Below are 26,712 nucleotides of genomic sequence, written 5' to 3' on the forward strand. Positions count from 1 at the left end.
CCACCGACCCGACATGACCAACCCCTTCGAGAACCCCGACGGCGCCTACCGGGTCCTGACCAACGACGAAGGCCAGCACTCGCTGTGGCCCGACTTCATCGCCGTTCCCTCCGGCTGGACAACCGTCTTCGGCCCGGACAGCCGCACTGCCTGCCTGGAATACGTCGAGCGCGAGTGGACCGACCTGCGCCCCAAGAGCCTCGTCCGGGCCATGGGCGAGTGAAGCGGACGCAGCGGACGAAAGGGAACACACACGTGAGCAGCGTCGACACGACGCAGGCACCGTACGCCCCGGCGAACGCCGACGGCACGGTGCGGTACGACGCCCCCACCCTGGCCCGGCTCGGCCAGGTGGCGGCGGAACTGCTGGACCAGGCGAACGACCGGGTCGACGACCCGGCATGGGTGGCCCTCGCCCGGCACGCCTGGGAGGACGTCCCCGCCGAAATACGGCGCACCGTCCGGGAGTTCCGCAGGCATTCCGGCCCCGACGGCGCCCTCGTCCTCAGGAGGCTCCCCATCGGTGCCGTGCACCTGCCGCCCACCCCCATGGTGAAGGACTCGGTCCAGCACGGCCCGTCCCTGCCCGCGGCGATGCTGCTGCTGTTCGCGGCCGGGCTCGGCGACCCGGCCGCGTTCGCGGCGGAGAAGTCCGGTGCCCTCGTCCAGGACGTGGTGCCGGTGCCGGGCCAGGAGAAGGTCCAGGGCAACGTCGGCTCGGTCGAACTCACCTTTCACACCGAGAACGCCTTCCACCCCCACCGGCCCGACCACGTGATGCTGCTGTGCCTGCGCCCCGACCACGAGAGCGTCGCCGAACTGCGCACCAGCTGCGCCCGACGCGTCCTGCCGCTGCTGACACCCGGCACCCGCGAGGCGCTCGGCAGGCCCGAGTACATCACCGAGGCACCGCCCTCCTTCGGCCCGGCCGGTGAAGGCACCGCGCATGCTGTGCTCACCGGCGACCCGGACGACCCCGACTGGTGCTTCGACGAGGCGGCCACCAAGGCGGTGACCCCCGAAGGCCGAGCCGCCCTCGCCAAACTGGCCGGGGTAGCGCACCGCACGTACACCGGGGTGCTGCTGCGCCCCGGCGACCTCGCGGTCGTCGACAACAGGATCACCCTGCACGGCCGTTCCGCCTTCACCCCGCGTTACGACGGCCGCGACCGCTGGCTCCAGCGGACCTTCGCCTTCAGCAACCTGCGCCGTTCCCGCGACCACCGTCCCGGTGACGGAATGGTGCTGGTCAAGTGAACGCCCCATGTGGCTTCGGCCCGCGACGCGGTACGAGAACCGCTGACTTGAAAGGTACGTGCTGACATGGCCGAGACCGACCGGACGCCCCTGGCGGTGTTCGAACGTCGTGAGTCGAACGTACGCAGCTACTGCCGTGACTTCCCGGTGGTCTTCGAACGAGCCGCCGGCCACCACCTGTGGGACACCTCAGGGCGCCGCTATGTGGACCTGCTGTGCGGGGCCGGCTCGCTCAACTACGGCCACAACCCGCCCGAGATCGTCGAACGGGTGACGGCCTACCTCACGGCCGGCGGCCCGGTGCAGTCCCTGGACCTGCACACCACGGCCAAGGCTGACTTCCTGGAGCGGTTCACCAGCCTCGTCCTTGAGCCACGCGGCCTCGGCGACCACGTCGTCCAGTTCCCCGGACCGGCCGGAACGCTCGCCGTCGAGGCCGCCCTGAAGCTGGCCCGCAAAGTCACCGGGCGTACCGAGGTGATCGCCTTCACCGGAGGCTTCCACGGCGCGTCCCTCGGCGCCCTCGCCGCCACGACCTCCCCGCTGCTGCGCGGCGCGGCGGGCGTACCCCTGACCGACGTCACGATCCTCCCGTACGGCGACGCGGCCGAGCCCGATCCGTTCGCCGCCCTGGAACACGCACTCGGCCCGGGCGCGGCGACGCCTCCGCCCGCCGCGGTCCTGCTGGAGACGGTCCAGGGCGAGGGCGGACTGCACACCGCTCCCCGCGCGTGGCTGGCCCGGATCCGCGAACTCGCCGACGCCTCCGGCACGTTGGTCATCGTGGACGACATCCAGGCGGGTTGCGGACGCACCGGTACCTTCTTCAGCTTCGAGGACGCCCCCGAACTCCGCCCCGACATGGTCTGCCTGTCGAAGTCCCTCAGCGGAATGGGACTGCCGATGGCGGCACTGCTGATCCGGCGCGAGATCGACTGCTGGGCCCCCGGCGAGCACAACGGCACGTTCCGCGGCCACAACCTCGCCTTCGTGGCGGGCTCCGCGGCACTGGACCACTGGACCGACCCGCATTTCACCGACCACGCCGCCGAACTGGCCGCCGCAATCCGCACCAGCCTCGCGGGCATCACCGACGCACTCCCGGTGGGCGCCGCCGAAGTCGTCGGCAAGGGAGCGATGAGCGGACTGAGATTCCCCGCTCCGGGGACGGCCGAACGGATACGGGAGGCGTTGTTCCGCGCCGGCATCGTCGCCGAGGCTTCGGGGTCGGGGCATGTACTGAAGCTCCTGCCCCCCTTGACGATCTCCCTCACCGAGTGGAAGGAAGTGGCGGACACCGTGGGCGACACCGTCCAGGTACTCGCCACGGCGTAGTCGCCCGACGCCCTGGGGACGAGCTGAGCCGCAAGGCCGCGGACGTCCCCAGGGCCGACGTGCGTTCAGTCCGCTACGGTGGAGACCGCCGGGTCACCCAACTGCCGGGCGTGGTGAGCGCCGAGCGCTGCCCCCGTCCCGACGACGGTGGCAGCGACTGCGAACGAATGCGGCCGGCGACCACTACCAGGCGAAGGCCTCCGGAGACGGTCCCGGCCCCGGGAAGATCTCGTCCAGCCCGGCCAGCAGTTCCTCGCTCAGATCCAACTCGACTGCCCGCAGAGCGGATTCGAGCTGCTCCGCCGTGCGCGGGCCGACGATCGGGCCGGTCACACCAGGACGGGTGAGCAGCCAGGCCAGGGCGGCCTCACCGGGCTCCAGACCGTGCTTGTCGAGCAGATCCTCGTACGCCTGGATCTTCGCGTGCACCTCGGGGCCGGACATGGCGCCGGCGGCTCGCCCTTCGCTGCGCCGACCCCCCTCGACCTGCTTCTTCAGCACACCGCCGAGCGCACCGCCGTGCAGCGGCGACCACGGGATGATGCCAAGTCCGTACTCCTGCGCGGCCGGTATGACCTCCATCTCGGCGCGGCGCTCGTACAGGTTGTAGAGGCACTGCTCGCTCACGAGGCCGATGGTGCCGCCGCGACGGGCGGCTGTCTCATTGGCCTGGGCGATCTTGTAGCCCGGGAAGTTGGAGGACCCGACGTAGAGGACCTTCCCCTGCTGGACCAGTACGTCGATGGCCTGCCAGATTTCATCGAACGGGGTGTCCCGGTCGATGTGGTGGAACTGGTAGACGTCTATGTAGTCGGTCTGGAGCCGCTTGAGGGACGCGTCCACGGCGCGCCGGATGTTCACCGCCGACAGCTTCTCGTGGTTGGGCCACACCGCGCCCTCCGGGCGCATGTCGGCGTACACCTTGGTGGCGAGGACGACCTTGTCGCGCCGCTCGCCGCCCTTCGCGAACCAGTTGCCGATGATGCTTTCGGTACGGCCCTTGTTCTCGCCCCCGCCGTACATGTTCGCGGTGTCGAAGAAGTTGATGCCGGCTTCCAGCGCGGCGTCCATGATCGCGTGGCTGTCGGTCTCGTCGGTCTGCGGACCGAAGTTCATGGTGCCGAGGACGAGCCGGCTGACCTTGAGGCCCGTGCGTCCAAGTTGCGTGTACTTCATGGACTGCACGCTAGTCGCGTGGAGTGTGCTCTAGGCAAGGGTGCAATTCGGCGTCCCGCACCGCATGGACCCCACCCCTTGCGGGACATCCGAAAACGTTAACTACCTGGCCTTGGGACAAGTCCCGTCGATGCCGTGAGTGCGCGGTTCCGGCCGGGGTTTTTGTGTAATCCATCCGGGTATCATCGCTTCTCCGTATCATGCGCAGCGCAGGACGGGACCGGGCGCAGGCTCTCACTGGTATCGAGGGGTTGCAGCGGTGGAGTTGCAGGCGATACACGGGGGTGTTGGGCTTGGACAGACGTCTTCCCTTACGGGACTTGGTGATCGTGGTTCCTGGGCTGATGGGCAGCGCCCTCTTCCGCGACGGACACCGGATCTGGCCACCCTCTGCGGGTCTTGCCCCTATTTCGTCGCTCGACCCGCGAAACGACTCCCAGGACGGACCCGTCACCGCGACGGTCATGATCAGGTCCGCACAGGTGATCGCGGGAATGCTCCGCCACGGCGGGTACGGGACACTTCGATGGCGGCTTTCCGAGCGTTTCCAGGTCGTCTCCGGGGCGGGCGGCAACCTGCTTGAATTTCCCTATGACTGGCGCCTGGACAACCGGATCAGTGCCGAAGCGCTCGGCGAGTTCGTGGCGGAGCGTCTGCATAACTGGCGCGCGGCCACCGGATATGCGGAAGCCAGGGTCATTCTGCTGGCTCACAGCATGGGCGGCCTGGTGGCCAGGTACTGGCTGGAGGTCCTTGGTGGCCGCGATCAATGCCGGATCCTGGTCACCTTCGGCACACCGCACCGCGGGGCGGTCAAAACACTCGGCTGGCTCGCCGACGGCCCGGGTGCGTTACGCCGATCCCTGCGCCCGCTGATCCGCTCCCTGCCCTCCGTCCACCAGTTGCTGCCCATGTACCCGGCGGTGTGCCATGCAGGAGAGTGGTACCGCCCGGCCGAGGCTCCCGTGCTGCCCGGTATCGATCCCGAGAGAGCGCGCGACGGGCTGGTTTTTCTACGGGAGATCACATACGCCGTGGATCGGCAGCACGGGGCGCCGTCGTATCAGCACATGACCTTGGCCGGAACCTTTCAGCGTACGTGGCAGTCGGCGGAGGTGGTGCCCGCAGATCCGGGCGGGGAGACTCTGCGGCTGCTGCGCAGCCCGGCCCCCGGCTCCACACATTGGCTCGGTGAGCCCGCGCTGCACGGTGACGGTACGGTCCCCCTGGCCTCGGCCGTCCCTGTCGAGCAGTCCCTGGACTTTCAGGGGACGATCGGCGCCGGGCGCCACGGCTCGCTGCCCTCCCACGAGCGCCTCACGCGCGAGATGCTGGGGCGCCTGACCTTCACTCAGGCTCATGGGCTGGAGGAACTGCGCGGGGAGCCCGACGAGTCGGCGGACCCGCTGGATGCAGTACCCGCCTGTGGACTGACGCTGGAGGTGGCCTACGAATACGCCCACGGGGAACCGGTGCTGGCCGACGTCACGCCCGCCGGCGCCGAGGCGCCCGAGGGCGTGAGGGCGATGGTGGAACAGCTTGCGGAAGAGGGCGTTCCCCAGGGGCAGGGCGGGCTCGCAACACGGGAGGCCGACGTCGTACCGGATGGTGACGGCTGGGCCCTCCTGGCTCGGGATCTCGCCCCCGGGCTCTACCGGATGACCGTCGCCCCGTGCGGCGTCGGCCCACGGCCGGACCCGGTGAGCGAGGTCTTCCGGGTCACAGGACCCTTCTCCGCGGGCGGACCGGCCGACGGCGTCCTGGCATCGGAGGCGCCATGAGCTGGGAGTGGGTCCGGGCCGAGCGGGTCTCTCTGGCCTCCTTCGTCGTCGACGCGCCCGGACGCTGGATCACCACCCCGCACGGCGACGCCCCCTCCGAGGTACCGCAGGCCCCTCGGGCCCGGCGAACGATCGCCGCGTCCGCCTACGACACCCTGGCCCGCCAGCGGCTCACCTACGACGGCAGCGCGCCTTTCGACCCCCGGGCCGTCGGCCGACAGGTGGTGCGCGACCCGAGACGGCTGCTCACCGACGCACGGTCGGGCACCTGCCTCGACCTGTCCCTGCTCTACGCGGGAATGCTCCTGGTACGCGGACTGATTCCTTACCTCGCCGTCGTCCAGGGGCATGCCCTGGTCCTGGTCTCCACCACGCACGAAAGCCGCGACCACGATGTGCCCGACCGCCCAGGACGTGCCGCCGCCCTCGCCCAGGACGGCCTGCTCGAGCCGGACCAGATCCGTCGCCTGGTCGCGGACGGACATCTGCTGCCGGTCGACTGCACGGGGTTCGCAGAGGTCACCCGTTCCTCGCAGGGCCTCGACCACGCATTGCGCACCGACGGACTGCTGAGCTTCGACCACGCCGTCGACCTGGGCCGACGCATCCTGGCCGAGAAGGAGATCCATTTCGGTGTCGACATCTGCACCGCCCGCTGGGATCACGGCGTGCTGCCCCGGCCATTGCCCGACGAACCGGTGGACGAGCGCCTCGCACCCTACGACTTCCGCCACGGCGCGGCCCAGCGCCCCGTCTTCCACGACCCGGATGACGACACCTCGCCCGACCGCATCTTCGGCCTGCTGCGCGGGGGGCGTACGGTCGTCCAGCTCGCCGGGCCGCCCGGATCCGGGATGAGCCGCTTGTGCTACGAAACAGCACTGCGCGCACAGGCCGCCGACTGGCAGGTGCTCACCGCCGATCTGGACCGGCGCGACCCCACCCTCCCGGGCCGGGACGGGTCGCTGACGGAGGCGGTACTGAGCCGGGTCACCTCCGGGACCCGCACTCTGGTGGTCCTCGACAACCCGGACACCATCGCCCTCACTGAGGAGGAACTGGTCCGTCTAACGGACCGGGTGGAGGACGGATCGGAGGACGAAAGGGACAGCCACCCGTCCGGCGACGACGTACCCGGCACCCGCCTCGCCGTGCTCGTGACCGTCCGCGGTGGCCCTGCGGTGCCCGGCGGCACAGGGCCGGGCCAGTCGGTCGGCGGGCCACGGACCTTGCGAGTCCGGCTCGACGCAGAGTACGGGGCTCGGATCGCCGACGCCATCATTCGCCTCGTGGCCCCGGACGCCCTTGCCCAGCTCAGCATGACGGAAATGCGGGAACGTTGCGGTGGCCGGCCCGGATTTGCCCTGACGGCCGCGCTCCAGGAACAAGCCGCGATACGCGAGGCCGGCGGGCCGAGTCCGGGAGTGGTCGTGGGGAGCCGCCAGTGGCGCTATGTGCGCCAGGTGCTGCAGAGACAACGGCTGATCCCCATGCCTCCCCGGGACCCGCTCAGCCGTGCCGAGGCCGCGCCCCGGGTGCTGGTGTTCGCCGCGGTCGCCGCGACCGCACCCGCCGACGAGGAAGCCCTCGTCCGCACCGCGGATCGCGCGATCGAGGCCCTCGGCAGCCGGGAACTGCCGACGGGCCAGGCGTTCGTCGACGAACTGGTCCACGACCTCGGACTCCTCACCCTCAGCGCCTCGCGGCCGACGACCGTCCGCAGAGGCCGCGACTCCGCGGCCCCGGCCAGGCAGGACGTCGCCGTGCGGCGGCTGGAGCCGGTCACGGCCACGCTTCCCGCGGTGCTCCTGAACGAGGTGTTCTTCCCGCTGGGGCAACAGGAGATCGACCGACGGGCGGCCCAGCTGTTGTTCGATGTCGCCGCGGCGAACCCCCGTGCGCTGGGCTGGCTCGGAGCCCGGGTCGCCGCCGCCCACGACCAGTTCGACGCCACACGCCAGAAGGCCGTCGCCGCAGTGTGCGCCGAGTGGGTCCACGAACACGCGGCCTCTCTCGGAGCAATGCTGGACGGCCCCGACAGCGGCCGGGCGTTGTACACACTCCTGCACCACACCCCGTGGCGGGAACCTGTCCTGGCCGAGTGGAACGCCGTCGTCCAGCCCTGGTTCGGAGCCAGCACGCCCAGTCGGCAGGCCCGACTGCTGGCCGAAGTACTGACCGATCGGCACGACGACGACCGGATGAGAGATAGAGTGCGGATCGCTCTGGTCTGGCTGGCGGGAGACCTCAACGCCGATCGAAGCCCGAGCGGTGCCCTTCGACCCGAGACCAAGGACAACAGCGACGCCTACCGCGTCCTGCACCGACTGCTCAAGGTCGTCCGTAAGGACGAGCAGTACGCCAAAGACGCCGTTGCCTACGCCCTTCACTGGCTTGCCGCCCACCCCGCTTCCCGCTCAGCCTCCTTCGTGCTGGTCCCCCTCCTCGGCCACCGGCTCACCGCGGAGCAGTCGGCCGAAGTCACCGACAAGACGCTCGACCGTCTAGAAGCCGTGCCCGCGAAGCGACGCGATCCGGCCGCAGGACGGATCATCTGCGCCCTGCTGCGTCACCACCGCGAGGCCGGGGGGCAGCGCACGGAGCGGATGCGACGTCTGGAAAGAGTCGTAGGGCGCTGGCTGCTCCGTCACGAGGCCCTGCCGGAGGCGGGTTTCCTCTTCCAGGCACTGCTCGACGGGCGGCAGGTCTTCACGGGGATCGACGACCCGGTGGACCGGTGTCTGCAGTGGCTGGGGCGCCACACCCCTCTCCCGAGCGCCCCCTACGTCCTCAAAGCGCTGGTGAGCCCACCCTCGCTCGACCTCACGCCGGCGCAGGCCCTCCGGCTGTGCGGACACGTCATGAACTGGCACCGGGAGAATCCGGGGCACGATCTCACGCCGGTGATTCTGAGTCGAACCGTGGGTTACAGCGACATCGACGAACAGACCGCCACGCGCATGGCGGAAACGGTCCTGGCATGGCTCGACGACACCCGCCGCGGTGGCGGGGTGCCCAGTGCGGCGGGTTACGCCCTGGCGAACATCCTGGGCAACCGCCGTGTCGACCCCGCAGTGACAGAGACCACCGTCCGCGAGGCGCTCGAATGGCTGCGCGAGTACCCCCTCGTGGACGCGGCGGCGGCCGTCATCCAGTCCCTGCAACGATGCCAGCCGACCGATCCGGAGATCCTGGTGCCCGTCTGCCGGGCTGCGCTGGCCTGGGTGCACGGAAACCTGAACCAGCGGGACGCGCGGCTCCTGCTGCGCGACCTGCCTGAGGCACTCGACCGCTGGCCCGCGGACGCCCCGGAGACCTGGGGTCATGCGCCACGGGCCGAGACCGTGCTGCTGGCCCTGGACTGGGTCGCCTGTAACCCCCAGTGCAAACCCGTCGCCCTGCTGGGTAAACTGGTTCGCGGCTCCGGCCTCCTCGGGGCACCCCTGCGCCGACACCTGGGCGACAGTGTTTTCGCGTTGCTGCCGGGCCTGCTCGGCCAGGACGACGCACATCGGCTACTCGAGGAACTGCGTCATTTCCTGGAGCGGTCCGAGGCTGTTGAGGATGTCTCGCGGGAAACAGCTCGCCTCTGGGAGCTCTCACTGGACTGGGTGGAGGCGCATCCGGGTGCCCAGGCCACCGGACTGATGTGTCAACGCATGCTCACCACCCTGCCCGCGCAGGCCAAGGAACCGGATCGTGGCCGCCCCGCACCGCTGCGCCGGCTGATCGAGGCGAGCCTCGGCTGGCTGATCGGCCACATCCGGCAGCGTTCGGCCGGCTATCTCATCCGGATGATGCTTTCGCTGCCCCTGACCGACGAGGAGCGCGAGGCACTCACCAAGCACATACACAACGCGCTCGACCATCACCCCTACAACTTCAACACCCTGTTGCTGCGCCGCCATATGCTGCGGCACCAGAACGTCACCGAGGACGTCGACGGACGGACCTCCCGGGAACTGGCCGTGATGGCGGAGGACTGGCTGGAGGAAGAGGGCGCGCCCTACTACCTGCAGGCCCTGCTCAAACGCACCGACCTCGACCTGGCCGATGTCGCCGTGCTCGCCGAGCGTGCGTTGGAGTGGGTGCGGGACAACCCGGAGTCCTCGGCAGGCGCCGCCGCTCTTTCCGAAGTCCTCGCCCACCGCGGAGACCTGGCTCCCGAACTGTGCGACAGGGCCGTCGCGCAGGCTGTGACCTGGCTCGGGACCAACAGCGCCAGCAGCCATGCCAACAACGTCGTCTACGCTCTGCTCGAACGAACCGACCTGGGGTCCCGGGCCGCGGAGTGCCTCGCCCTGGGCCACACCGTGCTGACCGAGTTCCGGGGGCACGAACAGGAACCCGGCTTGTTGTGGGTGCTGTTGGTACGCGCCGACCTTTCTGCCGATGTGGCCACGTCGACTCTGGGACGGACGTTGGAGTGGCTGGACGAGGTTCCCGACTCGGCCAAGCGCTGGCTGGTGCTCAGCGCGCTTCTCCGCCGGCTCGACCTGGTTCCGGACGACCGACGGGAACAGTTGGTGGACGAGGCTGTCGAGTGGCTGCGCGATCACCCGACGGAGGAGCAGGCGGGCAATCTCATCGAGGTGCTGCTCGCGCTCGACGACCTGAGCCGGGTCAGGGAACTCCTGCTGCGCGGAGGAGCGGCGGAGTGGCTGAGCAAGCACGGGGACGGTCCCGGCCCCACCCCGTTCGTGGCGCGCGCCCTGCTTCGGCGTCCGGGCCTGCCCGCTGCCGAGACCGCACGGATGGTCGCACTTCTCGCGAACTGGCTGACCGGACTGAGCCCCGTCCGCCACACCAGCGGCTACTGCGCCTTGAGCGTCCTGTTGCCTCGGAGCGACCTGCCCGACGACGCGCGTACCGGCGTGCTCCGCTGCGCAGTCTCCTGGCTGGCACGCTTTCCCCACAGTGCGGTGTGGGAGGAGGTCCAGGACTTGGTGCTGGACCTGGCTGACCGGGACCCCAGAGCGGTGCCCATCGCGGTGCTCCACGCACTGGACGTCCCCTCGCAGGACCGGCAGGCCGAGCTTCGTGAGGCCCTCAAGGCGTTGTGAGCTGTCCTGTCGCCGTCCCGGGCTCAGACGGCGGACGCCCGGTGGCGGGCCTCAGTTGACCCACCGAGATGAGCAACATCAGCGATGCCCACGTGAAGGTTCACTTCCGAATGGAAGTGGACGAGGGTGGCTGGCCTCCGGCGCCGGTCGAGAGCCTGTGGGCCGTGTACCTGAGCGATGGGACCGTACGCCTGGACAACACCCCGTGGTTCGTCCGGGGCCCCTATGTCTTTGGTCGAGGTGGTCGGGCGGCAGCGTGGTTGTCATGAGTGATGACGTGCCTGCTCGAGAGCCGGAAACCTTGGGCCACGCTTCCAGCTTCGCGGGCGCAGTCATCGGTTGTGAGGACCAGCCGATGAAGCACCAACACCTTCGGCCCCTTGACGACCACCCGGGCGGAGGCGCATTTCAATTCTCTACAGGGCCGGGAATTTCGGCGAGTTGCTGACCCTCTACGGCATCCGGCGCATCTACGAGTGATGGACAAGTCCTGTGGATCAAGATCTTCTAGAGCTTCCTCGTCATGAACGCGCTGTTTGGGTCGGGTCGGTAGTCCGCGAACGGTTCGCAGTACTCGAACCCGAACTTCTCGTACAGCTTCCTGGCGGGCAGGAAGAACTCGTCCGCGCCGGTTTCGAGGCTCAGCCGGGTGAAGCCCATGCGCTGAGCCTCGATGACGATGTGGTCCAGCAGACGGGACGCGATCCCGCTCCGTTTCCGTGCCGACGCTGCGCGCATCGACTTCAACTCGGCGTGGACGGCGTCAATCCTTTTGATCGCGCCGCAGCCCACCAGGGTGTCACCGTCCATGACCGACCAGAAGGTGACCTCAGGGCTGCGGAGGCTGTCGAGATCGAGGGCGTGCTTGCTCTCCAGCGGTGTGACGGACCGCATCTCCTGAACGTGCGCGTCGAGGAACTCGACGATCTGCGGGCCGGAGAGGTCATCGACCACGATCTGCACGTCTGCTCGCCTTTCTTCGGGACCTACAACGTCCTGGCTGCCACGTGATTTTTCTCAGGCCGCTTCGGGCGGACGCTGGTCTTCGGGTCGTTCGGGAAGCTTGCCGTGGTGAAAGATAGCTGCGGCTCTGACGAGGGCGACGAGGTGGGGTGCGTTGACCGCTCGCCAGCGGTCCTGCGCGGACTCGACGAGCTTGAAGACCACGGTGAGTACCGCTGCTCGGCTGCCTGCGCCTTTGGTGACCTTCAACCGTAGCCGGACGGTCGCGAAGGTCGACTCGATTACATCCGTCGTCCGCAGGTGGATCCAGTGCTCGGCGGGACAGTCGTAGAACGCCAGCAGCTCGTCCTCGTCGTCGAGGATCTTCTTGACGGTTTTGGGTAACTTCGCCCCGTACTGCCTCGCGAACGCCTTGACCGCTTCAGCCGTGGGCTGCGCCGACTTCGGCAGGCTGTCGAGGACATTTGCCGTTTTGTGGGGTCGTAAAGATTCAACATGTTGTCTTTCCTCGTGGGACTCGTTGAGCTGGCATGGGCATATCGAGGGAAGTCCCTGGGCAGCTCGCGCTGCGGTTCACGGTGCTGTTCCCGCACTTGAGCGAACAGCAGCAGCGGCTGGTGCTGGCGCAGGAGGCCCGGTTATTGGGGCACGGCGGGGTGCGGGCGGTGGCGCGGGCGGCCCTGGTCAGCGAGACCACTGTCCGCAACAGAGTGTTCGAGCTGGAGGCCGACGAAGATCCGCTCCCGGACGGGCGGGTCAGGAGATCTGGCGGGGGCCGACGCTTGGCCGAGGATCTGGACCCGCAGCTGGTGTCGGCGTTGATGGGGCTGGTCCCCAGGTCAAGAGGCCGCGAGTCGTGACAGCTCAAGATAGGGGTCGCGAGCGGCACGTCGTGGTGGACACGTTCGGTGTGCTGCTGAGTGTGGGGGTCACCGCCGTGGGCACCGGTGATCGCGCCGTCGTCCGGGTCCTGTTGCGACAAGTGGCCGACGCGCAGAACCGTCTCGCCCTGGTCTGGGCAGAACACGCTGCCGCAACCGGCTCACCCTGCATGGGTTCACGACCGCCATTCCGGACGCCAGCTCGCGCATCATGCCCCAGGCGACTTCGCCGACCGTCATAATGACGACATGTCTTCCAGTTCACAGCACCCGGCACCCGCGTCGAGGAATCTCGCGGGTGCGGAAGCCGAGGATCTCGCGTTGTACCGGGAGAAGTTCCGGGGGCGTCTGCCGGAGTCGCTCGACGAGTTGCGCGGCCCGACCGATGGGGTCGTGGAGCTGCCGCTGCACGTGGCCTGGTCCGGGATGACCGCGTACGACATGGGCAATCCGCGCCAGCGCATGGGCCTGTACCGCACGGTCCTGCACGAGGGCCTGCACGACGACCTGCCCCGCTTCCTCAACCGGGACCTGCTGCTCCAGATGTGGCCTGTGCTACGGACCCTCGTCGGTCGCACTGTGCGCACGGTATGGGAAGACGCCTTCCCCGAGCTCGCCTCCCGCACCCGGGCAGCTGCGTGACGGACATGCCGGAGCTGCACGCACGGCTCCTGGCGGATGTCATCGCCCTCGGTGCCTCGTATCCGCTGGTCCTCACCGGCGGATATGCCGTGCGGGCGCACCGCCTCGTGAACCGCCCCAGCCAGGACCTTGACGTCGCCACCGAGAACCCGGCACCGATGGCGGACATTGCGGCGACGCTCCGTAGCGGCCTGGAAGCGCGGGGCTGGCAGGTACAGGCGCTGGAGACCGCCCCGCTGTCAGCCCGTTTCACCGTGTCCGACCCCGCCACTGGACTGGACTGCGAAGTCGACATCCTCAAGGAGATCTTCTGGCGGCCGGTCACCCAGAGCCCGTACGGGCCCGTTCTCGGGGAGGAGGACGTGATCGGGACCAAGGTACGTGCCCTCGCCGACCGCGGAGCGCCCCGCGATCTGATCGACGTGTTCGCCGCTTCCCAACGCTGGACCAACGCCGAGCTTGAGGAGTTCGGGTGCCGTCATGCCCGCGGCCGCTTCGAACGTGAGGACCTGCGGGCAAATCTCACAGGCGCGGAGTGGACCGACGACGAAGCATTCACCGCCTACGGCCTCGACGAAGCCACCATTACGGCTCTTCGCGCCTGGGCGGTGGAGTGGGCCGACGACCTTGCCGCCCGACTCCTCGAAGAGTCCGATATTCCGGACATCGACTGATCACGTCCGGCTGAGCACATCCGGGCAAGCCGGGGCCGATGCACGAGTGCCTCCCATGTGCGGAAAGGTCGGGTGCGTCTCTCAGTTCGACTCTGAAGCTGAGACGGGACACGTGCGACCGGGTAGGGCGGGGGTGCTCGCGGAGTTGGTGCGGGGGCGGCCGGCAAGGGGTGCCGGAGTTCGGCGTCGGACGGCCACAACCTCCGTGCGGGGTGTCGGTGTTCAGTGCCGGGCTGCCACGGCTGTCGCGGCCGTGGCCAGGATGCGGTGCAGGACGGGGAGTGGGATCGCCGGTTGGTGACCGCTGCGCAGGCCGTGTCGCGGTCGTGCAGCAGCCCGGACAGCGGGCTGTGGCCACTGCTGACGCCTACGACCGTTTTCCGGCGGTGGCCCATCCACCAGGTCCGCCTGGCGCGTGAGTCGTCCCGTCCGGTTCAGCTCAGGTCGGCGGCCGCTTCCCGGGCGGCGCGCGCCCCTGAGGCGAGCGCACCCTGCACCGAGCCGGTGGCCCGGTGGTCGCCGCAGACGTACCGTCCTGCGGCGACCCGGGTACGGCGGCTGAGGGAGAGTCCCGGTTCCATGGCCGGCAGCGCGTCGGCCACCGTCCGGACGGTGAGCAGGTCCCAGTCCGCCGTGTCGGTCTCGTAGCACTCCGCGAGCGCAGTCCGCGTCGCCTGCTCCCGGCCCTCGCGGTCGTCGCCGAGCACCGATGTGGCGATCAGCGCGTACCCGCGCGGCGCGTATCCGGCGTGGACCTCGCTCAGCACGACGCTGTTGACGAAGCGCCTTCGGACATCCGTCACGAGAGTCGGCTCGCGCAGTGGCGAGCGGGACGCGAGGTGGTAGTAGGTGGTGACCGTTCGGTACGACGGCACGGCCAGGCCCGGTCCCAACCGGGCCGCCGTAAGGGCGTCCGTCGCCACGATCACGGTCCGCGCGGGCACCGTTCGCCCGTCCCCGAGAAGAGCGCCCTCGTCGGTGAGAGCTGTCACCGGCGACTCCAGGGCGATTGTCCCCGGTGGCAGCGTGGAAGCCAGCAGTTCGGGTACGGCCCCCACGCCCGTCGCGGGCAGGCAGAGCGTGCCGCGTGCCATGCTCCGCCACACCAGGTGGAAGAACCGGCTGGAGGTGGCCAGATCCTCCTCCAGGAACACGCCGGACAGGAAGGGACGGAAGAACCGTTCCACGAAACCCCTGGTGAAACCCGCCGCTGCCAGCGCCTCCCGCGTGGAGGTGTCGCTGTGTCGCCGTACCAGTGCTGCGGGTGCCAGCGCGTCGAAGCCGGTCAGCGCCGCCAGCGCGGCAAGATCACGTGGCCCTGCCAGGCGATCGGTCACGCCACACAGCGCCTGCTGCGGTGCGCGCGTGGGGTCGGCGAACCGCAGCCGCCGTCCGCCGTCGTGCACCAGCACCCCGGGTGTGAACGCGCGCAGCCGCAACTCCCGGAGCACAAGACGGGCACGCACCTGCGGATAGGCGGTGTTGAACACCTGGAACCCCCGGTCCACCACACAGCCCTCCACCCGGTCGGTGCGCATCCGGCCACCGACCCGGTCGCCCGCCTCCAGCACCCGCACCCGTAGCCCCAGCGCGCTCAGATCGCGCGCACAGGCCAGCCCGGCCAGGCCGGCGCCCACCACGACCGCGTCCCACCGCTGAGATGTCCGCCCACCCGTCAACCGACGCCTCCCGTCCGGCGCGCCTGACAGAGCAGGCACTCCTGATCACATCCATGGTCACCTCTCCTTCCGCCTCGCGCGGCGCCCCGGATGCACCAGCGCCCGGGATGGGGCCGACCGCCGGCCGTGGCCATGCAGCGTCGGCGCGATCTCGGAAGCGGTGGATCCGTGGTCGCTCCTATGGCGTTTGGCCCACGCGGGCATTGGGCTGGAGCGCTTGACTCCAGATCTCCGTCGGGGGGAGCGCGGACGGATCGTGCCGTGTCGACTCCGCCATGTGTGTCGCCGGTGCTGTGGGCCCGGTCCGCCATCGTCCTGGGGCGTGACTCACCCGGCGACGCGGGTCCCGGCTCCGGCGGTGGCTTGTCGCCGAAGCCGGAAAGGCATCGCGGCTGTCCTCCCAGTGGCGTTCCCGAAGCCCACGTGCAGCACCTCACGGAGACCATCGCCAAGCTCAACGGGATGCTCCCGCGCACGTACGCGCAACGGCGGCCCCCTGCGTCTGACCCGGTCGAGCGCATCTGGCCGAGAGATGGAAAGAAGCGGCACGGCTGGGTATCCGCCGGCGCGACCCGGTGCGAAGACCCAGTGCGGTGCGGTGCGGTCGAAGGAGACCTGTCCGTGAAGCGAGGAGGGTCCATGTCTGACAGCGCAGTGCCCCAGGCGCCGGTCTTCGGAGCCGCTTGCCCCGGGGCGTCCCGGACCCGGTGGGTGAGGGACCCCGGAGGGTGTGCACGGTGAGCTGACCTGGCGCACCCTGGGACTTGAGACAGTGGCCTTCATACTGCTCGTCTCGCTGTGTCGACGGGGAGACCGCTCCTTTGAGGGACAGTGCCAGTGTCCGCGGGTGCATCCGCTGGACGGGCGCGCCGACGTCGTGGAACAGCACCCGCTGATCGTCGTCGAGTCCACCCGCCAGATCGTCGCGGCCGTCCAGTACGGGCATCTCCGCACCGCTGGGGAGCAGCGGTGCGGTGCGGTGCGGTGTCCGTGAGCCTGGGACTGCATCGGGGCGCCCAGTCCTCGGAGAGCGGCAGTGTCACCCATGTGCGTGTCCGGGTGGCACTGAGCGACCTGGTACCGCGTGCCCGTGCGCTGGCCTCGATCCGTATCACGGCCGAGTGCCTCCTGCGGGGCAGGCGTTCGTGACCTGCGCGATGATCTGCGTGCCGCCTGTGCCGGACTACGGTGAGCCCTTCGTCGCAGCGCTGGGGTTCGGGCTGCTGCGTCCCAGTGCGGCTGCCGTGGGCGCGGTCGCCGACGCGGATGTGCTGCTCGCCCGTGGACCACGGGGCCGACTGGTGGTCGTTCCGCGCGACTCGGCTCATCCCGCCCTTCTGCCGGGCCGAGCGAGCTGTCTGAGCGTGCTGGCCGTACGGGAGGCAGGGCGGCAGGCTGTCCTCCTGTCCTCCTGTCCTCCGGTATGACGTCCCGCGCTGTGGCGGGGCTGCGGGTGGATATCCGATCGGTGGTACCGGCCAGGGGAGCGGCCGTGCCGTCGTCTCGGATCACCTGGGAGCACGCTTCGCCGTGACCGCCGTCGACCGGATCACGGCGTCGGGCATGGCGTGTCTGCGGCGGTCGTGACGTGCGGAGGTCGGCTCACGGCGTTCTGGTCCGTGGTGCGACGCGGCCGGTGCGCCGGCCGGTCGAAATTCCGGGGGAGCGCAACCGTATGGCCTTTTTATCGTGAATGTTCTTTTGAGTGGTCGGCTCGGAGGCTGCTCCACGGAAGCCCGCGAAGCGTTCGCGCATCGGAAAGGATTCGTCATGAGACTGAGCGACGAGCTGCCTGTGGACCATCAGCTGGCCACGGTCTACCGTTACGGCGCCGCACTGTGCGGACTCACCCTGCTTGTCTTCGGCATCCTCGGATTCGTCGATGAGCTGAGCCCGTTCAACACCCACGGGCACCACATCGCCGGCATGTCGACCAACGGCCTGCTGAGTGTGATCTCCGTCGTCGTGGGCCTGGTGCTCATCGCCGGCGGCATCGTCGGCGGAAACCTCGCCTCGACACTCAACATGGTGGTCGGAACGCTCTTCCTCCTGAGCGGGTTCGTCCACCTCTTCATCCTGGACCGGTCGGCCAACATCCTGGACTTCGGGATGACCAACGTCCTGTTCAGCTTCATCATGGGGTTGGTCATTCTGACCTTCGGCATGTACGGGCGCGTATCGAGCAAGCTGCCGCACGACAACCCGTACTGGCGTCGTCGGCACGCCCGCGAGGCTGCCCGCGAATCCCTCGCGGTCCGCCGCCGGGGCCACGGGGCGAGACCGTCACTGCCCGCGGGCGGCGCGAGTGCGGGGCGGGCGCTTCCCGCGACGAACGCGCAGCGCGAGGACTGATGGCGTGAGAGACCCTGCTGGTTCGCCGTCCCCGCCTTGCCGCGCCGCGTCGGGTGGGGACGGCGAACCGGTGGAGCCGGATCGTGCCGCGGACAGTGCGTACCCCCGGCAGCAGGCCCGGGTGAGGCGATTCAGGGGGTGGGTGACGTCGCGAGTTCGCCATCGAGCATGAGCAGGGCTTCGTGCAGACCCTGCGGGCGCAGCAGACCGGAGTGCTGCGCCCGCCGCCAACCGGGGCCCGTGAGCAGCACCCGGCTCTGCGCGCGCGCCCCGCGGACGCCCCAGCGGGTGGCGGCGACATGGTGCGCCAGCGGGACGCTCGCCGTCGACGTGGACTGCGACCACAGGACCACGGCACTGGGACCGACCCGCTGCACCGCCGCCACCAGGGCGTCCGCGGGGACATCGCCACCGAGCATCAGAGTGGGGACACCCCGCTGCGCGAGAACGGCGGTGAGTGCTTCCAGCGGCAGCGTGTGCTGTTCGCCGGGCAGACAGGCCAGAATCACGGGCGCTGAGCGTGAGGACTTCTGCGCGGCCACGGCACTCACGTAGAGATGACGGAGGGTCGCGGAGATGTGCCAGGACAGCAGGTGCTCCACCTCCACATAGCGCTCGCCCGCCGACTGCCACTTGCGCCCCACGGCCTGAAGGGCCGGACCCAGGATCTCCTCCCACGTCACGACCAGTCCGTGGCTGCGCACCGCCGAGACGAGCTGATCCTGCACGGCGGCGCCGTCCAGCCGTACGGCCGCGCGGGCGAGGCCCTTGCACTCCTGCCGCACGCTTCCCAACGGCAGGCCGCTGCCGGACCGCGAAGCGTACGGGGACGTCGAGTCGGCCTGCGACGGAGTGATGACACCGCCCGAGGGCCTGGCAGAAGAGGCGACGTCGTTCCCGGCTTCGCGTCCTTCACTGTGGTCTTTGGCCACCTTCGCCGCCTCGCCCGGCGGGATGCCGGCGGCCGTCAGACGGCACATCTCAAGGACCATGGCGACATCGTCGGATGTCCACCTGCGGTGGCGTCCCTCCGCCCTGGTCGCGGGGCCGAGGCCATAGCGGCGGTCCCAGGAACGAAGCGTGGTGGGTGACACGCCCACCCGTCTCGCGAGGGAACCGGTGCTCACCCCGGCTTCCGGCGGCAGCACCGCATCCGGCTCGGTCACGTCCATTTCGCCGGTCACTGGGGGTGGCCTGTGCCTGAGGGCGGAACGCGCAGGGCACGGTCAACCGCCTGGGGCAACCGCTCGGACACCTCGTCCCCGAGCCGGTCGAACTCCCGCTTGAGCAGGGGAGTGGCCAGCCGGGCCAGCCCGTTGAATTCGACGTGCGCCCGGTAGGTCAGCCGTGTCCGGCCGTCGTGCTCCTCGAATCGCATGTCGTCGGTCGAGGTGGCGGTCTTGTTGCGTCCCACGAAGGTCAGGTGATCGGTGTCGAAGCGGGCCAGCCGGTAGAGCAGCTCGGTACGGCGGCCCCGGAACTCCGAGACGTTGTGCCACTCGGATCCCACCGACAGACCTCCGGTGCCGACCCGGTCGCAGGTGATGGTGCCCGGATCCCACAGCTCGGCGTTCGAGAAGTCCGCGAGGAAGCCCACCACGTTGCGCAACGGATGGTCCAGTGTCATGACACGCTCGACTTCGATCACAACTGCCTCCGTTTTCGACATCCGGCCGCCGGAACACGCGCTGGTCCCGACATCTTCTCCTTCCGTGCTGCCGCAGCCGGCGGATGCATCGGTGCGCGATCGTTCAGAATCCGTTGTCCCGAGCTGGATCGGTCGTCGGGTCTCGCCGACAGGATGGAGAGGGACGCGGTCTCGCCGGGCACGCGTGGGCGGCGATCTCCTACCCCCCCCGCCTCCATCGCTGCGGGCCCGCGTCTCCGGGCGCCGCACTGAACTGACCCCCTCAGGCCCCACACGCTGCATCCGACGGACGGTCTACCGCCGAACCAGACACGTAGCACCAGGTCGGCAGTGGATTCGGGAGGCGAGGCATGGACCTACGAGGCGCACGGATCCTCATCCCCGGCGCCACCGGCAAGACCGGTCGAGCCCTCGCCGTCCGGCTGCACATCCCGGGCGCCCGTACTTGCACTCGTCGGCCGCGACAGCGACGTCCTTGCCGGTGTCTCGGTGGCCTGCGCGAACGCTCCCGTCCGTACCTTGGGCGCCTGGGACCTCGACGCCTGTGGGAAAACCGTCGGCTGGGCGCCGGCGGACTGGACGGTGTCGTCGTGCACATAGGTGTCGCCGCCCTCGGTTCGGACGGTGAGGTCGACGACGCCGTGGCCGAGGCGGCACCCCTGGGGATGGCCGACTACGCTGTCGACAAAGCGGCGATGGCCACCTGGCTGACGGCGGTCCGCCGCTCGCACAGGCGCATGCGTGTGGCCGTGCTTGACATCAACCTGCCTCACACAGACACCGGTTTCGCTGCGCGCTCCGTCGTGGGCGAAGCGTCGCCGCTGCCCAGGGGGCTTCCCGTTCAGGAGGCCGTGGAGGCGATGTCCTCGGAGGCGAGAATGATTTGCCGCGGTGCCGGTGCGGCGCATGAAGTGGGGCGGTAGGGCAGGCATGGAGAGAAGACGACCCGGCCCCAGCGCGTCGGCCCACCGGCCCAGGCCCGTGGAAGCGCTGACAAGGCTGGCTCCCCGTCCGGTGCGGCGCGTGCTCTTCCGGCAGAGCTGGCGGGACCTGGTGTTCCTGCACTGGGCTGCCGATCCGTTCGAGGTGGCCCGGCTGCTGCTGGCCGGCACCGTGCCCGACCTTCACGAGGGACGCGCGTATGTCGGCCTGGTTTTCTTCCGCATGGACGACCTCGCGTTCGGCCGGACGCCGGCGCTGCCGTACCTGGGGAGCTTCAGCGAGGTCAACGTCCGTCTGTACAGCCGTGATGCCGCAGGGCGGCGCGGTGTCGTGTTCCGTTCACTCGACTGCGACCGACTGTTGCCGGTGCTTACGGCGCGATGGGTTTTCGGTCTGCCCTATCAATGGTCCCGCATCAGCAGCAAGTGGTTCGACAGCCGGTTGCTCTACAACACGAGGCGCCGCGGTGGCGGCCGTTCGGGGTCACGGGTGTGGATCGACGTGGGGGACAGGCCCGTGGCGGCCGGGCCTCTGGAGGAGTTCCTCACCCAGCGGTGGGGGTTGCATGAGCAGTTCCTCGGCCGTACCTACTACCTGCCCAACGCGCACCCCTCCTGGTCGTTCCGCGAGTGCGCCCTCCTGGGGTGGGAGGACGGCCTGATCCCGGCTGCGGGCCTGTCGAAACCGCAAGGGGAGCCCGTCAGCGTGCTGTACGCTCCTGGCGTTCCGGTGCGCTTCGGACCCCCCGTGCCCCTGCTCGGCTCCGGCTCAGCGCTCTTCTGACCCGCCACTGAGCCTGCGGCGGTGCGACGACATCGGGATCAGTTCCGCGACGTCCCACGGCCCATGGCTGCCAGCAGTTCACCGGCTGCCCGCCGGGGACCGCGCCGTCGAACCGACGCGGCCAGGCCGGAGACGTGTGGTTCCAGGGTGGTCCACGCTGTTTTCACAGCGGCGGGGACACCGGCCGGCGACAGGGTGTTCGGGTCGAGCAGCACACCGGCGCCCGAGCGCTCCGCGTCCCGCGCCACAGAGAACTGGTCGCTGGAGAAGGGCAGTACCACCGCGGGTACACCCGCCCACAGGCACTCGGTGAAGGAATTGCTGCCGCCGTGATGCACCATGGCGTCCACGTGGTCGAGCAGCGCACGCTGCGGTACCGAGCCCGCCAACACGACCCGGTCACCCGCGAGATCGGCCAGTGCCGAGGTCCGTTCGCCCGCCACCACTACGACAGACACGTCCCGCACTCCTTCCAGCAGACCGGTGACGATGGTGCGCAGGACATCGCCACGCGCGGACAGGAACGTGCCGAGCGCGACGAGGACGAGCCGCCCACCGCTGGTGCGCAGGCCCCTGTGGACGATCGCCTTATTCGGCTCTGGCGAAGATCTTGTGACGAACGGGGTGCTCGAAAAAGGGGTGGACACCCCCGGGATACTGGTTGTCGTGGCCGTCACCCAGCAGCTTGCCCGAGTCTCTGCGGAGTATCTCGCCGCCTGCCGGACACGCGCCGAGGAGTCCTTCGATGGTGATCACCAGTGGGACCCGCCGACAGCTGACTGCCTTGACCTCGACTGGGTCCCAGCCATGTTGGATCGTGCGTGCGAGATCGCCGGAGTCGGCGAATTGCACCTCGCCGCGCTCAGGCAGGCCACCGACGGCGGCCTGGCGATGGATGTCGGTTTCCTCAACGCTCACCCTCATGCCATCGGGCCCTTCGGGCCTGCACCGGCTGCCCTTGAACCGTTGGCAGTCAGGCAAGTCTCCGGTCTGCTCGGGGAGATCGACCTCCAGGCCGTTCTGGCTGTGGTGCCGCTCGACATCCGTGAGGCAGGAGCGCTGATCGGCCACGGAGCCGAAGGCCTCATCGACGGGCCCAGAACGTATCTGATGGACCATTTCGATGCTCTTCGTGAGTTCTATGCAGGAGCCTCGAAGCGGGGCCTTGCTGTCGTCTCATGGTGGGACTGACTTCGCGAGGTGGGCTACTGGTCGATGGTCTGTGAGACGGGCACGGGCAGGATCAGCCCGCGACGAGTATGCGTCGGCGGAGCAGGTCGAGGTTGGTGCGACCGTAGCCCTTCCGCTTGATCAGCTTGACTCTTGTCACCTGGTCTTCGACCTGCCCGGAACTCCAGCCAGTGGACAGGCCGGCGACGACGGCGTCCTGGTCGCGGCGGAGCCCCGCGACAAGGGAGTGCAGCGCGGGCAGGTCGTCGGCTTGGACGCGGTCCATCCAGGCGGGCAGCAGGTCGCCCCGCAGATCACGCATCATGTCGTCGAAGTCGCGGACGTGCTGCGCGACGGCGTCGAGGTGTGGGCAGGCGGCCCTGATTTCTTTGAGTTCTGCCGCGCCGACGTCGGCGAGGTGCCCGGGGGTCGTCATGATCCAGCGCACGATTCGGCGGGGCTTCGGTGCCGGCCGCGGTTCGGGAGGAGGTGCTGGCGGCTGCCTCGACCTGGGGCTACGGGACTTCTTGAAGGGGCGGAAGCAACGGCGAACGCACTGGATGTCGCTGCCGAAGCCCTGCTGGCGTAGTTCGCGGTGGAGCTGGGGAATGTCGCGGCAGCCCTCGTTCCACCGTCGGTGCAGGCAGGGCTTGCAGGCGTCCAGAATCGAGTTCCGGTTGACCGCCTTGACCAGGAGTTCGTTGAGACTCTGCGCGCGGGCGAAGCGCCGTGTTGTGCCAGAGATGCCGGCCGTCCGCGATCTGTTGTGCCTGCGGGGCTCCGGAACGAGCACCGTGCGTAGGCCCGGTCACGACAGATGATCTCCACCTCGGGGTGGCCGCGCAGCCGTGCGGCCAGCGGCTCGGCATCCCGGCCGGCAAGTGCGTCGAGTGGGCGGCGGGCCTCCAGGTCGTCAGGAACCTCACGTCCTCAGGAGCCTGTCATGCCCCGTCCTCTCGCGGACTTCTCCCGGGCCAGGATGACCGAGCTGGGCCGGGAGGACTCCCTGGCGCTGTTGGCCGGTGTCCCGCTGGGCCGGGTCGGTCTCTCCCACCAGGCGCTGCCCGTCATCCGTCCGGCCAGCCACCTCGTCGACGGCGGGCACATCGTCATCCGCACGCACACCGGGTCGGCGCTGCTGCGCGATCCGGCGCCGGCCGAGGTGGTGGTCTACGAAGCCGACCAGATCGATCTTGAGGCCCGCACCGGCTGGAGCGTGACGGTCACCAGCCGGGCCCGCATGGTCACCGATCCTCTGGACGTCGCCCGCTACCAGCAGCTGCTCATTTCCTGGACGACGTCGCCATTGACCATGTCGTCCAGATCACGGCCGAGATCGTCCTCGGCTACTGCCTGGGCCCCTGACCACACTCCGCAGCATGTCCTTCCTCCCGCCCGCGCGGTGAGGCGCGGGAAGGACGCGACCACGGGGGTCAGTCAGCCGGTTGCCGACAGCGAGGCTCCCAGCGCGGCCAGCACCACCAGCGCCGACAGGGCGACCATCACGGTCCGCACGGCCATACCCCGGCCCGCCGACAGGTCTCTAGCAGACAGGTTCGGGCGGGCAGCGCACCCCGGACATCCCGGACGGCACCGCAGCTGTGCATCGTCCATCAGCCAGTAGGCCTCCGGCAGCACGGCCCGACTTTTGTTCTCCTTCGCTTCCATGAACTGGCAACGAATCCCGCATCCTCAAGGAAACGTCGGCCGTTCCTGTCCCGCGTCGCCCAGCACGACCTGATCCCCTTCGGCCAGGGTCTCCAGGTCGGCGGCTGTCAGCCCGAACACCTGGGGGCGGATTGCCCTGTGCCGGATCCGTGGATCAGCCGCTGCCGGGAAGCGATGCGCAACGGGCGGCGGCCGCCGCCCGAGGCGGCGGCCGCGTGCCCGTGAGCGTGGCGTCCCCTGTCCGGCCACTGAAGCACTCCCTCCTGGCAACCGTGCCAGGCGTGCTCCGGCATCGTTGCCCCGAGGGACGGTCCGGGCTGGCGGCGGCTTCCGCGGGAGTGGAAGACGAGCCCGGCGCTGGTGATGCCGCAGGCTCGCTCTGCTGCGGGATACGCCCTCACACCGCCCCCGGACCAGGGGCGGGAGAGCTGATCGCATCGTAGGACGGACACCACCATGCACGTCCGCAGCGACCATGACTGTTACGCGCGCTCGGACCGGATGCACCATTCCCGGCCCAAACCGGTGGATCTTTCCTTCCAGGACAGGCCCGGCAACGGATGCGGGGGCTCCCAATGCAGTGATGTTGATCATGTAGGAGTGTCACGAAGTGACTCCCCCCGTTGTTCGATGCCATCGACGGCATTCCGGGCGCGCCTTGGCGGTGTGCCTTCATGTGACGTACTGAGCTGGTCTCTTGCGCTCTGTTCTTTCTAACGTAACTATCATCAAAATTGTTAACAGTTCTGGTCTCATTTCACAGTGCCGACCTACAGTCTGGAACTCGCGTGTGCCGCACAGCCTGGCTTGCCCGGGGTAGCGCCGGGGTGTGACCACGTAACCCGCTTTATGAGGAGGTCTACGGATGGACATCAACCGCAGAACAGTTATCCGGAGCGCCACGGGCGTCGCGGCCCTGGCGGCGTTCGGAGTCGCCGAGGGCGCGTCGGGCTCGGCCTTCGCCAGTACCTCGTCGTCGAGTAGCTCGTCCAGCACGTCCTCGGCGTACTCGCTGGAGTTCGATTCCGCCGCCTGGTCGTACGACTCGACCAATGACGTGTACTACCAGACAGGGAAGATGTACGTGGCGAACCCGGCTGCGACTGACTACGAAAACCTGTCGATCTACGTGCCGGGCGCCTATCTGACGGCCACCGCGAACAGCGACGGGACCACCTACACCGCGACGGTCAACCGGAAGGGCACCGTCGGCGCGTACTCGGGACGCACGGCGCCGATCGTGATCCCGGTCAACACCCCCGGCTACGCCGCGCAGAAACCAGCTACGTCGTACAACTACAGCAGCGTGTCGAAATACCTCAAGGCCGGCCTCATCTACGTGTGGCCGGGCCTGCGCGGCAAAGACAGCTCGACCAGCACCCGCTCCGACGCCGCCCCCTGGGGCGTGACCGACCTCAAGGCCGCTGTCCGGTTCCTCCGGTACAACCGGAGCGTCCTGCCCGGCAGCACGGACGACATCGTCCTGTTCGGCATGAGCGGCGGCGGTGCCCAGGACACCGTGGCCGGCACGTCCGGTGACAGCCCCCTTTACTACCCATACCTGCGCACGATCGGCGCGGCAATGGAGGACGCCAAGGGCCGGTCCCTCAGCGACGCGGTCGCCGGCGTCATGGCCTGGTGCCCGATCACCAACCTGCACGAGGCCAACCTCTCCTACGAGTGGAACATGGGCCAGTTCGCCTCGACCGGCACCCGCGCGTCCGGGACCTGGACCAGCGCCTACTCGACGGACCTGGCGAAAGCCTGGCCCAAGTACCTCAACCGCCTGGGTCTGCGCGACGAGCACGGCAGGCGCTTGAAGCTGGCCGAGTCCAGCAGCGGCGTCTACCTGGCCGGCAGCTACTACGACCACCTGATCGGGGTGATCACCACCTCGCTCAACAACTTCCTGGCCGACACCACCTTCCCGTACACCGTCACGACGATGGGCGGCCCGCCCGGATCGGGCTCGACAGGGTCCTCGACCACCTACGAGACGGTCGCCGACTACATCGCCTACCTCAACACCGACAGTGCCTGGGTCACTTACGACTCCACGACCAACACCGCTACGGTGTCCGGCCTCGAAGGCTTCGTCAACAGCCAGAAGACTGGGAACAAGCCGGTCGGCGCGTTCGACGGGTACTCGCGCGGGCAGGGCGAGAACACCGTCTTCGCGATGGGGCTCAACGCTCCGTCGCACTTCGCACCGCTGACGCGTGACGTCGTCAAGGCGAACGAGGCGACGTACGCCACGTACTCCGACTGGAACTCGGCCTACGGCGCCTCGGCCTATGACAGCGACTTCGCTCAGAAGGACAGCGTCGGCAAGGACATGGCCTGGCGGGGCGACGCCTACAACCCGCTGTACTTCCTCTCACCCGCCTTCGCCGGCTACCGACGGTCGCAGGTGGCGCGGCATTGGCGTATCCGCACCGGCATCATGCAGGGTGACACGGCCAGCACCACCGAGATCAACGTCGCGCTGGCTCTGCGGAACTACGGCGTCCGCGACGTCGACTTCGCCACCGTGTGGGGCCAAGGGCACACAGAGGCAGAGCGCACCGGTGACTCGACGACGAACTTCATCAACTGGGTGGAGTCCGTCGTCAAGAAGTGAGCGTCAGTTCGAACAGTCGGGTGCCTGACCACAAGCCTCGGTCAGGCACCCGGCACCGAACCGGAGGAACTCCCGGCA

At 69.0% G+C, this 26,712-nt stretch carries 23 protein-coding genes and 3 pseudogenes; 18 read left to right on the forward strand and 8 right to left on the reverse strand.

Features of this window, described 5'->3' with window-relative positions:
• The first annotated feature begins 13 nt into the window (after positions 1 to 13).
• From OG595_RS44260 to OG595_RS44270, 3 genes are all read left to right on the forward strand, one after another.
• Entirely contained in the window at positions 14 to 223 is a 210-nt protein-coding gene (locus OG595_RS44260) for an MbtH family protein (protein WP_329282416.1), read from the forward strand.
• Between the two features lie 32 nt (positions 224 to 255).
• Complete coding sequence (locus OG595_RS44265) at positions 256 to 1,257, forward strand: TauD/TfdA family dioxygenase (protein WP_329282418.1); 1,002 nt, start codon at positions 256 to 258, stop codon at positions 1,255 to 1,257.
• A gap of 66 nt (positions 1,258 to 1,323) precedes the next feature.
• Entirely contained in the window at positions 1,324 to 2,592 is a 1,269-nt protein-coding gene (locus tag OG595_RS44270; RefSeq protein WP_329282420.1) for a diaminobutyrate--2-oxoglutarate transaminase, read from the forward strand.
• A gap of 183 nt (positions 2,593 to 2,775) precedes the next feature.
• Here the strand turns inward: OG595_RS44270 and OG595_RS44275 are convergent, their stop codons facing one another.
• Complete coding sequence (locus OG595_RS44275; protein ID WP_329282423.1) at positions 2,776 to 3,768, reverse strand: aldo/keto reductase; 993 nt, start codon at positions 3,766 to 3,768, stop codon at positions 2,776 to 2,778.
• Between the two features lie 464 nt (positions 3,769 to 4,232).
• On the opposite strand from OG595_RS44275, the gene OG595_RS44280 reads away from it, so the two are divergent.
• The 3 genes and pseudogenes from OG595_RS44280 to OG595_RS45560 form a co-directional block, all read left to right on the forward strand.
• A complete protein-coding gene (locus OG595_RS44280; RefSeq protein ID WP_329282425.1) occupies positions 4,233 to 5,549 on the forward strand; it encodes an esterase/lipase family protein in 1,317 nt (438 codons plus the stop codon).
• On the forward strand, positions 5,546 to 10,612 hold the full coding sequence (locus OG595_RS44285; protein WP_329282427.1) for a hypothetical protein: 5,067 nt from the start codon (positions 5,546 to 5,548) through the stop codon (positions 10,610 to 10,612). The genes OG595_RS44280 and OG595_RS44285 overlap by 4 nt, the downstream gene beginning before the upstream one ends.
• 68 nt (positions 10,613 to 10,680) lie before the next feature.
• A pseudogene (locus OG595_RS45560) lies at positions 10,681 to 10,833 on the forward strand (DUF4265 domain-containing protein); the annotation flags it as partial.
• Between the two features lie 286 nt (positions 10,834 to 11,119).
• Here the strand turns inward: OG595_RS45560 and OG595_RS44290 are convergent.
• The gene (locus OG595_RS44290) at positions 11,120 to 11,575 is read right to left on the reverse strand and encodes a GNAT family N-acetyltransferase (protein WP_329282429.1); all 456 of its coding nucleotides are present in this window, start codon (positions 11,573 to 11,575) and stop codon (positions 11,120 to 11,122) included.
• 54 nt (positions 11,576 to 11,629) lie between these two features.
• Positions 11,630 to 12,052: pseudogene (locus OG595_RS44295) on the reverse strand (transposase); the annotation flags it as partial.
• Positions 12,053 to 12,105: 53 nt separating this feature from the next.
• On the opposite strand from OG595_RS44295, the pseudogene OG595_RS44300 reads away from it, so the two are divergent.
• From OG595_RS44300 to OG595_RS44310, 3 genes and pseudogenes are all read left to right on the forward strand, one after another.
• A pseudogene (locus OG595_RS44300) lies at positions 12,106 to 12,423 on the forward strand (ISAzo13 family transposase); the annotation flags it as partial.
• 282 nt (positions 12,424 to 12,705) lie between these two features.
• The gene (locus OG595_RS44305; protein ID WP_329282431.1) at positions 12,706 to 13,098 is read left to right on the forward strand and encodes a hypothetical protein; all 393 of its coding nucleotides are present in this window, start codon (positions 12,706 to 12,708) and stop codon (positions 13,096 to 13,098) included.
• 5 nt (positions 13,099 to 13,103) lie between these two features.
• Positions 13,104 to 13,772: a nucleotidyl transferase AbiEii/AbiGii toxin family protein gene (locus tag OG595_RS44310; protein WP_329282433.1), complete on the forward strand. Its 669-nt coding sequence runs from the start codon at positions 13,104 to 13,106 to the stop codon at positions 13,770 to 13,772.
• Positions 13,773 to 14,206: 434 nt separating this feature from the next.
• Here the strand turns inward: OG595_RS44310 and OG595_RS44315 are convergent, their stop codons facing one another.
• Entirely contained in the window at positions 14,207 to 15,451 is a 1,245-nt protein-coding gene (locus tag OG595_RS44315; protein ID WP_329282435.1) for an NAD(P)/FAD-dependent oxidoreductase, read from the reverse strand.
• Positions 15,452 to 16,298: 847 nt separating this feature from the next.
• Between OG595_RS44315 and OG595_RS44320 the strand changes: the two genes are divergently transcribed.
• From OG595_RS44320 to OG595_RS44335, 4 genes are all read left to right on the forward strand, one after another.
• Positions 16,299 to 16,445 carry a hypothetical protein gene (locus OG595_RS44320; RefSeq protein WP_329282437.1) on the forward strand — a complete coding sequence of 49 codons (147 nt, stop codon included), beginning with the start codon at positions 16,299 to 16,301 and terminating at the stop codon, positions 16,443 to 16,445.
• Complete coding sequence (locus OG595_RS44325; RefSeq protein ID WP_329282439.1) at positions 16,442 to 16,600, forward strand: hypothetical protein; 159 nt, start codon at positions 16,442 to 16,444, stop codon at positions 16,598 to 16,600. Before OG595_RS44320 ends, OG595_RS44325 begins: the two co-directional genes overlap by 4 nt.
• A gap of 17 nt (positions 16,601 to 16,617) precedes the next feature.
• Entirely contained in the window at positions 16,618 to 16,878 is a 261-nt protein-coding gene (locus OG595_RS44330) for a hypothetical protein (RefSeq protein ID WP_329282441.1), read from the forward strand.
• Between the two features lie 343 nt (positions 16,879 to 17,221).
• Positions 17,222 to 17,803 carry a DUF4383 domain-containing protein gene (locus tag OG595_RS44335; RefSeq protein WP_329282443.1) on the forward strand — a complete coding sequence of 194 codons (582 nt, stop codon included), beginning with the start codon at positions 17,222 to 17,224 and terminating at the stop codon, positions 17,801 to 17,803.
• 131 nt (positions 17,804 to 17,934) lie between these two features.
• Here the strand turns inward: OG595_RS44335 and OG595_RS44340 are convergent, their stop codons facing one another.
• The gene (locus OG595_RS44340; RefSeq protein ID WP_443073391.1) at positions 17,935 to 18,975 is read right to left on the reverse strand and encodes a MerR family transcriptional regulator; all 1,041 of its coding nucleotides are present in this window, start codon (positions 18,973 to 18,975) and stop codon (positions 17,935 to 17,937) included.
• Between the two features lie 8 nt (positions 18,976 to 18,983).
• Complete coding sequence (locus OG595_RS44345) at positions 18,984 to 19,451, reverse strand: SRPBCC family protein (protein ID WP_329282447.1); 468 nt, start codon at positions 19,449 to 19,451, stop codon at positions 18,984 to 18,986.
• A gap of 590 nt (positions 19,452 to 20,041) precedes the next feature.
• On the opposite strand from OG595_RS44345, the gene OG595_RS44350 reads away from it, so the two are divergent.
• Complete coding sequence (locus OG595_RS44350; RefSeq protein ID WP_329282449.1) at positions 20,042 to 20,374, forward strand: hypothetical protein; 333 nt, start codon at positions 20,042 to 20,044, stop codon at positions 20,372 to 20,374.
• 100 nt (positions 20,375 to 20,474) lie between these two features.
• On the forward strand, positions 20,475 to 21,176 hold the full coding sequence (locus OG595_RS44355) for a DUF2071 domain-containing protein (protein WP_329282451.1): 702 nt from the start codon (positions 20,475 to 20,477) through the stop codon (positions 21,174 to 21,176).
• A 38-nt stretch (positions 21,177 to 21,214) separates the two neighbouring features.
• Here the strand turns inward: OG595_RS44355 and OG595_RS44360 are convergent, their stop codons facing one another.
• A complete protein-coding gene (locus OG595_RS44360; RefSeq protein WP_329282453.1) occupies positions 21,215 to 21,823 on the reverse strand; it encodes a glycosyltransferase in 609 nt (202 codons plus the stop codon).
• Positions 21,824 to 21,842: 19 nt separating this feature from the next.
• On the opposite strand from OG595_RS44360, the gene OG595_RS44365 reads away from it, so the two are divergent.
• Complete coding sequence (locus tag OG595_RS44365) at positions 21,843 to 22,367, forward strand: DUF1877 domain-containing protein (protein WP_329282454.1); 525 nt, start codon at positions 21,843 to 21,845, stop codon at positions 22,365 to 22,367.
• 52 nt (positions 22,368 to 22,419) lie between these two features.
• On the opposite strand, the gene OG595_RS44370 is transcribed toward OG595_RS44365, so the two are convergent.
• Positions 22,420 to 22,782 carry a transposase gene (locus tag OG595_RS44370; RefSeq protein WP_329282455.1) on the reverse strand — a complete coding sequence of 121 codons (363 nt, stop codon included), beginning with the start codon at positions 22,780 to 22,782 and terminating at the stop codon, positions 22,420 to 22,422.
• 507 nt (positions 22,783 to 23,289) lie between these two features.
• Here OG595_RS44370 and OG595_RS44375 point away from each other — a divergent pair.
• Together OG595_RS44375 and OG595_RS44380 are read left to right on the forward strand one after the other, a co-directional pair.
• Positions 23,290 to 23,970, forward strand: coding sequence for a pyridoxamine 5'-phosphate oxidase family protein (locus OG595_RS44375; RefSeq protein WP_329282457.1), 681 nt, complete (start codon positions 23,290 to 23,292; stop codon positions 23,968 to 23,970).
• Between the two features lie 909 nt (positions 23,971 to 24,879).
• Complete coding sequence (locus OG595_RS44380; RefSeq protein WP_329282459.1) at positions 24,880 to 26,634, forward strand: esterase; 1,755 nt, start codon at positions 24,880 to 24,882, stop codon at positions 26,632 to 26,634.
• The last annotated feature ends 78 nt before the right edge of the window (positions 26,635 to 26,712 follow it).

This window comes from Streptomyces sp. NBC_01451 (assembly GCF_036227485.1).
GTDB lineage: Bacteria > Actinomycetota > Actinomycetes > Streptomycetales > Streptomycetaceae > Streptomyces.